Source organism: Proteus cibi, assembly GCF_003144405.1.
Taxonomy (GTDB): domain Bacteria; phylum Pseudomonadota; class Gammaproteobacteria; order Enterobacterales; family Enterobacteriaceae; genus Proteus; species Proteus cibi.
Genome location: NZ_PENW01000020.1, coordinates 53,402 through 66,993, shown reverse-complemented (window position 1 = coordinate 66,993; position 13,592 = coordinate 53,402). Strand labels below are relative to the sequence as shown.

8 protein-coding genes are annotated in these 13,592 nt (G+C 39.5%); 4 read left to right on the top strand and 4 right to left on the bottom strand.

The annotated features are described in order from the left end of the window. Positions 1-500: 500 nt before the first annotated feature. Genes fdnG through fdoI form a run of 3 tightly spaced genes read left to right on the top strand, consistent with a single transcriptional unit; the run spans position 501 to position 5,141 of the window. A complete protein-coding gene (fdnG, locus tag DK865_RS12615) occupies positions 501-3,545 on the top strand; it encodes a formate dehydrogenase-N subunit alpha (RefSeq protein ID WP_109392073.1) in 3,045 nt (1,014 codons plus the stop codon). Between the two features lie 10 nt (positions 3,546-3,555). After that, positions 3,556-4,485, top strand: coding sequence for a formate dehydrogenase subunit beta (gene fdxH / locus DK865_RS12610; RefSeq protein WP_109392072.1), 930 nt, complete (start codon positions 3,556-3,558; stop codon positions 4,483-4,485). Continuing rightward, positions 4,482-5,141, top strand: coding sequence for a formate dehydrogenase cytochrome b556 subunit (gene fdoI / locus DK865_RS12605; protein WP_109392071.1), 660 nt, complete (start codon positions 4,482-4,484; stop codon positions 5,139-5,141). Before fdxH ends, fdoI begins: the two co-directional genes overlap by 4 nt. Positions 5,142-5,227: 86 nt before the next feature. On the opposite strand, the gene fdhF is transcribed toward fdoI, so the two are convergent. Further along, positions 5,228-7,396, bottom strand: coding sequence for a formate dehydrogenase subunit alpha (gene fdhF, locus DK865_RS12600; RefSeq protein ID WP_109392070.1), 2,169 nt, complete (start codon positions 7,394-7,396; stop codon positions 5,228-5,230). A gap of 613 nt (positions 7,397-8,009) precedes the next feature. Here fdhF and DK865_RS12595 point away from each other — a divergent pair. Beyond that, positions 8,010-9,326 (top strand): sodium-dependent transporter, encoded by a 1,317-nt coding sequence (locus DK865_RS12595; RefSeq protein WP_023583151.1) that lies wholly within the window; start codon positions 8,010-8,012, stop codon positions 9,324-9,326. Positions 9,327-9,397: 71 nt separating this feature from the next. Here DK865_RS12595 and DK865_RS12590 read toward each other — a convergent pair whose 3' ends face one another. The 3 genes from DK865_RS12590 to DK865_RS12580 form a co-directional block, all read right to left on the bottom strand. Next, positions 9,398-10,768 (bottom strand): class-II fumarase/aspartase family protein, encoded by a 1,371-nt coding sequence (locus tag DK865_RS12590; RefSeq protein ID WP_109392069.1) that lies wholly within the window; start codon positions 10,766-10,768, stop codon positions 9,398-9,400. A gap of 11 nt (positions 10,769-10,779) precedes the next feature. Next, positions 10,780-12,336, bottom strand: coding sequence for a PTS transporter subunit EIIC (locus DK865_RS12585; RefSeq protein WP_023583149.1), 1,557 nt, complete (start codon positions 12,334-12,336; stop codon positions 10,780-10,782). Between the two features lie 335 nt (positions 12,337-12,671). After that, positions 12,672-13,412 (bottom strand): MurR/RpiR family transcriptional regulator, encoded by a 741-nt coding sequence (locus DK865_RS12580; RefSeq protein ID WP_109392068.1) that lies wholly within the window; start codon positions 13,410-13,412, stop codon positions 12,672-12,674. Between the last annotated feature and the right edge of the window lie 180 nt (positions 13,413-13,592).

The window sequence follows — 13,592 nt, the reverse complement described above, 5'->3', positions numbered from 1 at the left end:
GATCAAAATGTCTATTTTTTAGCCTTATATTTTTATAACTTTCTTTAAATCAAATTTAGGAATAAAAATCTGACATTAGAATAAAAGTAGTCATAATAATTTATTATTGAGATTTTATGCAGAATATAATGTCACTTCTTTTACAGTAAATTTTTTTATAAAAGAGATAAAAATGGAGTTTTATTTCAAGAGCCCTTTTAATCGATTTAATCCCCATTTTCACCTTGTGTGCTAATTGAAAAATTGGTTATTTAACATGATGGAAATCAAACTAAATTGTTATTTTTTAATATAATTTGTATCCGCATTGTTAGTATGGATTTATTTTTTTTCCTCGTTATAATCACCAACGTCATTTTAAGTAGTAGTTCATCACATTGAGTTCACAAAACGATACTCAGGTCTGTCTTGAATGATTGAAAAATGAATTCTTATCCTTTACTGGACGTTTTTTAAATGCCCGGTACGGATGTTATTTATCAATTAACAAGGAGACTCTGATGCAAATCAGTCGGAGGTCGTTCTTTAAGATCTGTGCTGGCGGTATGGCTGGCACTTCTGCTGCATTACTTGGTTTTTCGCCAGAAGTTGCGGCAAGCTCTCGCCAATATAAATTATTACGTTCCGTTGAAACCCGTAATAACTGTACTTATTGCTCTGTGGGTTGCGGTATTTTGATGTATAGCCTTGGGGATGGCGCGAAAAATGTGGATAAAAGTATTTATCACATTGAAGGTGACCCTGATCATCCTGTAAGTCGTGGCTCTTTATGCCCGAAAGGGGCTGGGCTTGTCGATTATATCCACAGTGAAAATCGCCTGAAATATCCTGAATATCGTAGACCTGGTTCAGATAAATGGGAACGTATTTCATGGAATGAAGCGATTGATAAAATCGCCCGTTTAATGAAAAAAGACCGTGATGAAAACTTTGTCACCCATAATGAAAAAGGGCAAGAAGTTAACCGTTGGCTAACAACTGGGATGCTTTGTTCTTCTGCCGCCAGTAATGAAACAGGCATTTTAGATAATAAATTTTCTCGCTCATTAGGCATGATTGCTATCGATTGTCAGGCAAGACTTTGCCATGCGCCAACCGTCGCCGCATTAGCACCAACCTTTGGTCGTGGTGCAATGACCAATAACTGGGTTGATATTAAAAATGCTAACGTTGTGCTGATCATGGGTGGTAACCCTGCTGAAGCACATCCTGTGGGTTTTAAATGGGTTATCGAAGCTAAAATTAAGAATAATGCGAAGGTTATCGTTGTCGATCCCCGTTTTAACCGTAGTGCCGCGGTTGCTGATCTCTATTCCCCTATTCGTGCTGGCTCTGATACTGCGTTCTTATTAGGGGTGATTAATTACCTTATCGAACACAATAAAATTCAGCATGAGTATGTGAAAGCCTATACAAATGCGCCTCTCATTGTGCGTGAAGATTACAGCTTTGATGACGGTCTTTTCAGTGGCTTTGATAAAGAAAATCAAAGCTATGATAAAACCTCATGGCATTATGAACTCGATGAAAATGGCTTGGCATTAAGAGATGATTCTCTGCAACATCCTCGTTGTGTGTGGAATCTTTTAAAACATCATGTCTCGCGCTATACCCCTAAAATCGTTACTACTCTTTGCGGTACGCCATCAGAAGACTTTGCCTATATCTGTGAAGCGCTTGCGTCTACCAGCGTAAAAGACAGAACCTCTACCATTCTTTATGCCTTAGGTTGGACTCACCATACGGGTGGTGCGCAAACTATTCGTGCAGCAGGTATGATCCAGTTATTACTAGGTAACGTAGGTATGCCGGGCGGTGGTGTCAACGCATTACGTGGACACTCTAATATCCAAGGTTATAGCGATCTGGGTTTATTATCATTAAACCTACCAGGTTATATGCCGCTTCCTAATGAAAAACAGACTTCATTAGAGAATTATTTATCCCAAGTGACACCCAAAACCGTTGTTGCAGACCAAGTTAACTATTGGAAAAGAACCCCTGATTTCTTTATTAGCTTATTAAAAAGCTTTTGGGGAGATAGCGCGACAGAAAGTAATGAGTGGGGTTATCACTGGTTACCAAAATGGGATAAAAGCTACGATATCATGGCGCAAACCCAGTTGATGATCGATGGCAAAATGAATGGCTATATCGTTCAAGGTTTTAATCCATTAGCCGCGTTTGCGGATAAAAATAAATGCAGTGCCGCATTAGCCAAACTGAAATATATGGTTGTTATCGATCCGTTAGTGACCGAATCTTCCAATTTTTGGCAAAACCACGGCGAGATGAATAATGTCTCACCAACAGATATTCAAACAGAAATTTTCCGTTTACCTTCATCGTGTTTTGCTGAAGAAAATGGCTCGATTGCAAACTCAGGTCGCTGGCTTCAATGGCACTGGGCTGGTGCTAAACCACCTGCACAAGCATGGCATGATGGTAAAATTTTAGGGCATTTATTAATGCGCCTGCGTGAACTTTATCGCGAAGAAGGCGGTGTTTGCCCAGAGCCTGTGATGAATCTCTCTTGGAATTACGTTGACCCTTACGATCCTCAGCCTGAAGAAGTGGCGAAAGAAGCTAATGGTCAAGCAATGCGTGATATTTACGATGATTCAGGCAAATTGTTGTTTAAAAAAGGACAACAACTTGACGGTTTCCACCAGCTTAAATCCGACGGTTCAACCGCCAGTTTCTGTTGGGTCTATTCTGGTTGCTGGACTGAAAAAGGCAACCAAATGGCGAACCGCGATAACGCCGATCCTTCAGGATTAGGCTGTACACCGGGTTGGGCATTTGCATGGCCTCAAAACCGCCGTGTGTTATATAACCGCGCATCGGTTGATCCACAAGGTCAACCGTGGGATGAAAAACGCCAATTGATCAAATGGAATGGCAATCAATGGGTTGGTCCTGACGTACCAGATTATAGCAATGCAGCACCTAATAGCGGTGTAGGTCCTTTTATTATGCAACCCGAAGGTATGGGACGCTTATTTGCTGTTGATAAAATGGCAGATGGCCCTTTCCCTGAATTCTACGAGCCATTTGAATCACCAACAGAAGAGAATATTCTACACCCGAACGTCTCTCGTAACCCAGTCGCACGTTTATACAGTTATGATGCAGAACATTTAGGCAAAGCCGATGAATTCCCTTTTGTGGCGACAACCTATTCAATTACTGAGTTATTCCGTCATTGGACAAAACATTCATTAATCAATGCCATTGCACAGCCTGATCAGTTTATCGAAATTGGCGAACAACTAGCGTTACGAAAAGGCATTGTGGCAGGTGATGAAGTCAAAGTCAGTGCCAAACGTGGCTATATCAAGGCTAAAGCCGTTGTCACTAAACGTATTAGACCGCTGACGATTAATGGCAAAGTAGTCGATACTATCGGTATTCCGTGTCACTGGGGCTTTGAGGGCGCGACTCGCAAAGGTTTCCTTGCCAATACATTAACACCATCAGTGGGTGATGCAAATTCATTCACACCTGAATATAAGGCGTTTTTAGTCAATATCGAAAAGGCATAAGGGGAAACTGATGTCATTGCAATCTCAAGATATTATTCGTCGTTCTGCCACTAATTCCCTCACGCCCGCACCACAGGTACGTGATTTTAAAGAAGAAGTGGCAAAACTTATCGACGTTACTACCTGTATTGGCTGTAAAGCCTGTCAGGTTGCCTGTTCTGAATGGAACGATATTCGCGATAAAGTCGGTCTTAACGTCGGTGTTTACGATAACCCAATGGATTTAACGGCTAAGTCGTGGACAGTGATGCGTTTTTCTGAAGTAGAAGAAAATGGCAAGCTGGAATGGTTAATTCGTAAAGATGGTTGTATGCACTGTGCTGATCCGGGCTGTTTAAAAGCATGCCCAGCAGAAGGAGCCATTGTGCAATACGCTAACGGTATTGTCGATTTCCAATCAGAGCACTGTATTGGTTGTGGCTACTGTATTGCCGGTTGCCCTTTCGATGTCCCTCGTATTAATGAAGAAGATAATCGCGCTTCCAAATGCACATTGTGTGTTGATCGCGTTGAAGTCGGTCAAGAGCCCGCCTGCGTGAAAACTTGCCCTACGGGTGCCATTCACTTTGGCTCTAAAGAAGCAATGACGCATCTTGCAAATGAACGTGTTGCTGAACTCAATACACGGGGTTATGACAAAGCGGGTTTATACGATCCTCAAGGTGTTGGCGGTACGCACGTCATGTATGTCCTCCATCATGCGGATAGACCTAACTTGTATCATGGCTTACCAGAAAACCCAGAAATTAGCTCAACAGTGAAATTCTGGAAAGGTATTTGGAAACCGTTAGCCGCAGTGGGTTTTGCTGCTACCTTTGCGGGTGCCATGTTCCATTATTTAGGTATTGGCCCTAACCACACCACCGAAGAAGATGAAGAAGAGGCACAAAAAGAGATGGAAGCATCACAACATTCAGTGAATAAAGAGGAGCAGAAATAATGAAGAAGAAAAGCGATAAAATCCTTCGTCATACTGCCTCAGAGCGAATCAATCACTGGGTTGTGGCGATTTTCTTTGTCTTTACCACCTTTAGTGGATTGGGCTTTTTCTTCCCATCTCTAAACTGGTTTATGAATATTTTAGGCACCCCACAACTTTCGCGTTTACTGCATCCATTTACGGGTGTTGCGATGGTATTTTTCTTTATCTTTATGTTTTTTAGATACTTCAAGTATAACTCTGTTGATAAAGATGATTTAGTGTGGGCAAAAAACATCCATAAAGTGCTACAAAATGAAGAAGCAGGCGATATTGGGCATTACAACTTAGGCCAAAAAGGAATTTATTGGACATTAAGTCTCAGCCTTATTGTTCTGACCATTAGTGGGATAATTATTTGGCGACCTTATTTTGCCGATTATTTCTCTATTCCTGTTATTCGCATTGCTTTACTGGCTCACTCACTGTCCGCCATCTTACTGATCATTACTGTGATTGTTCATGCTTATGCCGCGTTTTGGGTAAAAGGTTCAATTCGTAGCATGATTGAAGGCTGGGTAACGCGTGGTTGGGCGAAAAAACATCACCCGCGTTGGTATCGTGAGATTTTAGAAGAAGAGAAAAAAGAAGCAGAAAGCCAATTAAACAAAAAATAATAAACTACTTTTATTTCTATAAAATAGATGTGAGAAAAAAATGGAGGCTTAATTGCCTCCATTTCTATTTTTAATCTACGCTCAACTTAATGTGTTGCTGTTTTTGCTTGTTCCACTAAGTTAATTAAACGGCTTCTCATGGTGTGATAATGTTGAGAAACTTGGCTTTCAGCCCATTTTTGGTCATCTATTTTAATCACTTTAGCCGCACAATATTTGGTTTCAGGTGTTTTTGAAACAGGATCAAGATTATCCTGAGTCAGTTCATTACACGCACCAATCCACCATTGATAGGTCATATAAATCGCTTGCTTGTTAATTGTCTCATTCACATTACAGCGTGACATCACCTTACCGCGACGAGATTCAACCCAGACAATTTCCTGATCACGAATACCCGCCTCTTTAGCAATCTCTGGGTGAACTTGAACATAACCCGGTTCATCCGCAAGTGATGCCAATGCTTTACAGTTACCCGTCATCGAGCGACAAGAGTAATGCCCGACTTCACGCACTGTCGATAGAATCATTGGATAATCCGCATCAGGTAATTCAGCGGGTGCGCGCCACGGTGTCGCAAACAACTGCCCTTTGCCTGATGGTGTGGTGAATTGGTTACCTGAATATAAATAAGGTGTACCCTTATCTTCAATATCGGTACAAGGCCATTGGATATGTGCTAAACCTGCCAGTTTTTCATAAGTGACACCAAAAAATAGTGGGCATAATGCTCTCACTTCATTCCAGATCTCTTCGTTATTTTCATAAGACATCGGGTAGCCCATTTCTGTGGCGAGTAAACTGATAATTTCCCAATCACGTTTGACATTACCTTTAGGCTCAACCGCTTTTTCAAAACGTTGGAAACCTCTATCAGCGCAGGTAAAGATGCCCGCATGTTCGCCCCAACTGGTTGAAGGTAAAATCACATCGGCTTGCTCTGCGGTTTTGGTCATAAAGATATCTTGAACCACCACAAAATCGAGCGCTTCAAAACCTTTTCTCACTAACCCTAAATCAGCTTCGGTTTGGAGGGGATCTTCACCCATGATGTAATAGGCTTTTACTTTGCCTTCAATGGCTAAATGAGGCACTTCAGTAATGCGATACCCAACTTCTGGATCAAGTTGTTCAACAGGAATATTCCATGCTTGTGCAAATTTTTTACGTGTTTCTTCGTCAGTTACATACTGATATCCCGGAAACATATTCGGTAAAACCCCCATATCACAGGCACCTTGCACGTTATTCTGTCCACGCACAGGAGCAACACCAACATGCGGTTTACCTAAATTACCCGTTAATAAAGCAAGACCTGATAACCCTTTTACCACATCAACCGCTTGACCAAATTGTGTTACACCCATGCCCCACATAATCGTTGCGGTTTTAGCGCCAGCATAAGTACGCATTGCTTTACGAATTTCAATAGCAGGAATGCCAACAATATCTTGCACAGCTTCAGGGCTATATTCTGCGAGTTGTTTTTTATATTCTTCAAAGCCTTCTGTGTATTGGTTCACATAGTTTTTATCATACAGATCTTCATCAATTAGCGTGTATGCGAAGGCATTGACTAACGCCATATTAGTGCCGTTTTTTAACGGTAAATATTGGTTAGCAATTTTGGCTGTTTCGATTTTACGAGGATCACAAACAATAATTTTGGCGCCCTTTTGTTTCGCTTTAACCACTCGACGCGCCACAATAGGATGAGAATCTGCACAGTTATAACCAAAAACTAATAAGCAATCTGAATCTTCAATATCAGCAATTGAGTTGCTCATGGCGCCATTGCCTAATGTTTCTTGCAAACCTGCAACAGAAGGGCCATGACAAACACGCGCACAACAATCGACATTATTATTACCTAATACGGCGCGCACAAATTTCTGCATCACAAAGTTAGTTTCATTCCCTGTGCCACGAGAAGAGCCTGTACACATGATGGATTTCGCACCGTATTTTTCTTTTATTTCCAGTAATTTTTTTGCCGTAAATTGAATAGCTTCATTCCAACTCACAATTTCAAAATCAGCCCCTTTTTGTCGGCGGATCATCGGCTCATGAATTCTGGCTGTCAGCAATTTGTTGTCATTAAGAAAATCCCAACCATAGAGCCCTTTTAAGCAAAGTTCTCCTTGATTGGTGACACCATTGGCACCTTCGGCTTTGATTATGCGACCATTTTCGACACAGAGATTGATTTTGCAGCCAGCGCCACAATAAGGACAGACGGAGTTGATTTTGTTCATTTGATATCCTTTCCCCTAACTAGGGAGTAAAAGAGTCATAAAGAACTTTCAACTAAGCAGGAATTATGCCAATTAATAATTTAATAATTATCAATGAGATATAAAAGCAAAATGACACTTAATTATCGTTTCGACATTTTTGCCGACACTATCTTACACAAATAAGATCCATACCATAACCTATTACTTCTTTTATCATTAGCACCAGAAAAACATTTTGAAATAAAAACCAACACCCAATTCCAATAAAATTTATTTCTTTAGTTTGCATTTATGGTATAAATAATAAATACGCATTTTGAAACACAAGATTTCATACTGCATTGCGATGATATCCATTTCAATAAAGAGCAAAAAGATGAACATAAACACTAACAACCGACTTTTAGGCCTAAACCTACTACTACTTCGTTAGGTGGCCGCGCTTATTCATCTTTTGCAAAAGCCACCAGTAAGGTGGCTTTTTTGTTTGTAACCTACTGGTGGAACTGATTTTTTAGGGGAGTTCTATGATGTTTAGTGTCACCATTAGGATGATGAGTTACAACGCCTTACCAATAAGCCACTGTATGGCAATAGCCTCTATCACACATTCAATAACTCAGGGGGCAAAATGAGCCAACAATGGACATCACGAATTGGTCATATCTTAGCAGCCGCAGGCTCTGCAATAGGTATTGGCGCAATCTGGAAGTTTTCTTATGTCGCAGCCAATAATGGTGGCGGTGCATTTCTAATTGTCTTCTTGTTATTTAGTTTTGTGATCGGGCTTGCGGTATTGCTGGCTGAGAATATTTTAGGAAGTAGCACACACGCTGAAGCCGTTAACGCATTTAAAAAAATGATGGGACGCAATTGGGTCATCATTGGCGTTATTGGTGTATTCAGTTCCTGGTGTATTTATAGTTTCTATAGTGTTGTCGGTGGTTGGACAATTGGCTATACCGTTATGGCAGCAACAGGTCAGTTGAATATTACCGATAGCGCTGAATTAACAGGTATTTTTACTCGCTTTATTAGTGATCCTTTATGGCCTATTTTGGCACACCTTACTTTTGCTGGATTAACCTGTTTTGTGGTTTTAGCCGGTGTACAACGCGGATTAGAAAAAGCCGTTAAAATCATGATGCCAATGTTGTTTATCATTATGATTTTATTGATTATTGTCGGCATCAGCTTACCCGGTTCTTCCGAAGGTTTAAAATTATTTTTATACCCTGATTTCAGTAAGTTAACACCGCAAGGCGTATTAGATGCGTTAGGGTTAGCTTTCTTCTCACTGTCTATCGGTTTGGGTATTCATATCACTTACAGTGCTTATTTAGCTGATAATAAAGGCATCGCTAACGCCAGTATGTGGGTCGTCATTCTGTCTTGTATGGTGTGTGTACTTGCTGGATTAATGATTTTCCCTGCATTATCTGCCGCAGGCTTAGAGCCTAATGCAGGCCCTGGTTTAACCTTTATGACCATGCCGGTTTATTTTGCCAACTTGCCCGGTGGTAATATTTTAGCAGTGACGTTCTTTGTCTTATTATTAATGGCTGCGTTAACCTCTGCAATTTCATTACTTGAACATATCGTCGCTTATGTGCAGATGCGTTTTCAGTGGACGCGCCGTCGTGCCGGGTTAGTCGTAACCGCATCGATTATGTTGATGGGTATTCCCGTTTCATTATCTTTTGGACCGATGAGTGATGTGACGCTGGGAGGCAAAACCGTCTTCGATTTATTGGATTACCTGACTTCTAATATTTTGATGCCACTGTTTGGTATTGCAATGTGTTTGATCTTTGGTTGGTCACGTAGAGCAAATGCCTTTATTCCTGAAAATATCACGGGATTAAAACGTCAAAGCTTATTATTGGTATGGCGTTATATTGGTCCTATTTGTATCGGTATTATTTTAGTGCATGGATTGATTGGTTAATTATCCACAAAAAAGAGTCACTCATTTGAGTGACTCTTTTATTAACGGATACTTATAGAAACTTGATGACTTTATTTATAGCTCTGTTTAATTTCTTGAGAAATCACTAACCCACGTTTTGCTTCTTTTTCAGCAAGTTCAACGGATAAACCGATATAAGAACGAGGATCAAGCATTGCCTTAATTTCATCTGCATTAAAGGCCGCAGTAATGGTTTTATTCTTCATCAGGTTAGTGTAAAAATCTTCACCGTCTGCCGCCGTTTTAATGGCTTCTTCATATAACAGTGAATGCGCTTTATCTTTCCCTAATTTTTCTGCCATTTTCATCATAACGTATTCGGTATTATCTAACCCCTTATTTCTCATCACGTTATGTAGCATTCTCTCTTCATGAGGAACGAGGGTTCTTGAAAGCTCTTCCGTTCTTAATAGAATTTCTGTGGTTAATTCTAATGCTTCTTCAATTAAGCCATCGAATAGCATATAAGAACTGCTGTCACCTTCATAAGGTCTTACCGCAGAGTACATCCCCACATTAGGTAATGAGTACAGTTTCTGTGAATTAGCGATAATTCCTTTCGCTAATTTTGGATTAATTTTATGAGGCATCGTGCTACTACCCACCGTGCCTTTGGTAAATCCTTCAGAAACCTCAGCAATTTCTTCTAACGTGGTACTATAAACTTCTTCACCAATTTTATGGCAGATATTAGCCATCAGTGCCAAGTTCATCATATACTCTAATTTATGCGTACTTAGGTTACGTGATGGCACTTCCATCGCTTGCATACCCACTAATTCAGCAACGCGTTTTTGTACTTTCATCCCCACTTCAGGCATTGAGTTAAAAGCACCTACTGCACCGCCCATCATGATAGTGAATACGCGCTTTTCACACTCTTTCATTCGTTGGTAGCAATCAATAAAATCACTGATCCAAACCGACACTTTATAGCCGTAAGTAATCGGAATAGCATGACGACCATGTGTTCTGCCAGCCATGACCATATGTTTGGTTCTTTCAGCGAGATTTGATAAGTTTTCGATGATCTCACTTAACAACAACATAAATTTGTTATGTACGGTTTTCATCATATACAGCTGTGAACTTTGCTGTATATTTTGCGTGGTAATGCCGTAGTGCACATATTTACCACTCTCTTCAGAGCATGCATTCACCAATACTTTTAAGAAAGGCACAAAGCCATGACCGATTTTTTGATAAATACGGTTCATCTCTTCGAAATCGATATTCTCAATAATCGCCTTTTCTTTAATTTCATCTGCGGCAGACTGTGGAATAAAACCGTATTCAGCTTGTGCTTGCGCTAACATGGCTTCAAACATCAACCAAGTTGAATATTTCGCTTCATTGGACAGCAGATTTTTTATACCGCGATCGTCGATTGTTTTACTTTTAGAATCGTATAACGCTCTCATCATGTATCCTTTTATTTCTTCATTGCTTCATCAACAGCATTGCGAACAAATTCGACTTTAGGGCCATAAACGACATGGACATGGTTCGCTGCCGGAAAGAAGAATGCTGTACATCCAGACTCCAACATTAATTCTTTGTCTATTTGATTAACTTCATTAATATCAATACGTAATCGTGTAATACAGTTATCAACATTACGAATATTTTGTTTGCCACCTAACGCTTGGATTAAAATTTCTGCAATTTCGCCATAACGTTTTTCTTTGATTAGCGTATTTTTCATATTGCTGGATTCTTCTCTACCTGGTGTTTTGATATCAAATTTGACGATAGCCCAGTAGAAAATGAAGTAGGTCACAACAGCCAGTCCACTACCAATCAGCACTAAGAAGATCCAGTTAGTGTGTTCGTACAGTAAACCAAAGATCGTGAAGTCAAAGACGGTGCCTCGGATATAACCGATCGCAACACCCGCAAAAGAGAGCAGAACGGCACCAATCCCGACGATAATCGCGTAAATTAAATAAAGTAACGGTGCGATAAAGACGAAGGTAAATTCAAGAGGTTCTGTGACGTTACCTAACATCGCGGTTAAGACCATCGTCACCAGCATCGATTTAACTTCAGCACGGTTCTCTTTTTTCGACGTTCTATAAATCGCTAATGCAATCGCAGGGAACAGGAACAGTGTAACCAGCATCTGCTGCTGAGCCATAAAACGTGTCAGGCTTGGCATCATTGCCCAATATTCACTGCTTGGTCCTTGGTTAAATAACACTTCTGTCATTGCTGGAACAACGCCCACATAGGTTTGTCCATCAATCACATAAGAACCTCCTGCTTCGGTAAATCTAAACAGTACGTTCCAGACGTGGTGTAAACCAAATGGGATAAATAGACGCTCACCACCTGCGGTAAAGAACGGTCCCACAGGACTTAAGAAGACAGCCGAGAGCTTAGTTAAGCCCATCACTAAGACTTCCCAAATAAATGGCAATAATGCACCTACGCCAATCATCAATCCGACCATAATAATGGCGACAGATTTTTTTCCTGAGAAGAAGGCAAATGCTGTTGGTAATTCAAGGTTATAGAATTTATCCGTTGCCCATGCGGCAATTAATCCTGTAATAATCCCCCCCGCGGCACTGATATTCATGGTTTGTATACCAAGTACCTTGATTTGCCCCACCTGTGTCATAATCGCAGGATCAGCAAGTTTTCCTGTCAATACCAGCCAGATATTGATAGTGCTTATCAAGGTTAAATAGCCGACAACAGAGGCAAAGACCGCTATCCCTTTATCTTTATGGCTCATACCATACGCCACACCCATTGCAAATAAGAGTGGAATATTGTCAAACACAACGCCAGCAATAGAACGGATACTCACTAATAAAGCATTGACTGTTTCATTCCCTAAAAAAGGAAAGCGTGCAATCATATAAGACTGAACTAAAGCACCACTGATCCCTAAGATCATACCAATAGGTGCCAATACGCCGATAGGTAGAAGTAGGGTTCTACCAAAGCGCTGAATAGATTCGCTGAACTTTTTCCTGGCCATATTTTTTTCCTTATGACTTCTCGAATATAAAAGAATTACCGAGGTACTCTATCTTAGGGATTATAGGAAATGAATGACGCGCTGGTTTTAAATATTATCTCAGGTCACAATTTATGACTTAAGTCTTTTTATTAATTATCGAATTAATCAATAACAATGAATAAATGATTTATTCTATTAAATAATATTTATTTTAGAACGTGGAAGTAAGATTGAAAAGAAAGGCTATTTTAGAATAAATGATGATTAATCTAACGGGATATATTAATACTATTCACGATTTAATAATTAAAAAAAGAGTATTTAATAAATCATATAGGCTCTGTTATCTCTTTTTAAAGTAGATTCTCTAGCTCATTAATCAGTAAATCCACCAGCATAAAAAAGCCAATACGGGATTTGGTATCATCTTTTTTTGTGTCATGATTATCAGCAAAACAAAATAGAGCATGAGTTGCATAACTGGTTAATTCATTGGTATTAAATGCTGTCATGCTAATGATATTGGCATCTTTTAACTGCACAATTTTTGCTGTTTCAATGATTTTCTTGGTCCCCCCAGAAAGGGAGATAAAGATCACCGTGTCGTCTTCATTAACAAGACGCGTAAACGAATCAGATAAGTTGTAATCATTAATAAAAAAGCAATGTAGACCTAATGCAAACAATAGGTGTTCAAGATAATACCCTACGGCTTTGCTTGTGCCTCTTGCAACAATAAAAATATTCCTAGAATGGCGTAAGGTTTTTGCACACTCCTGAATTTGTTCTTCATTAATTAAGGTAAATGTTTTATGAATATTTTTTTCTAACTGTTTTTTATAAGACGCAGCATTCGTCTTTTCGACTTTATTTCTCGTCAAAAGATAATTATTAATTTGGAATTTAAGCTCTTTAAATCCACTAAACCCTAATTTTTGCGATAAATTAATGATAACCGTTTTTGATACAAAGGTTTTAGCAACTAAATCATTAATATTTAAATACGGAATATCCGCAATATTATCGGTGAGATATTTTAATACTTTCTTTTCGCTGATCGTTAAATTGTCATAATTCTTTAAAAAATCCAGCATATCTCACCCAATAAATTAATCTAAAACATCTTATGAAAACAGCAAACATCAAAAAAGCAGTTCTGTTCTTTCTGCGAGTTTATGTGAAATAAAGTACATAACGAGTATACGTTAAATCATACAGTTATGTAGGATCAGAGTGACATTTTGTGAATTAGGATAATATTGAGCCCACTTTTT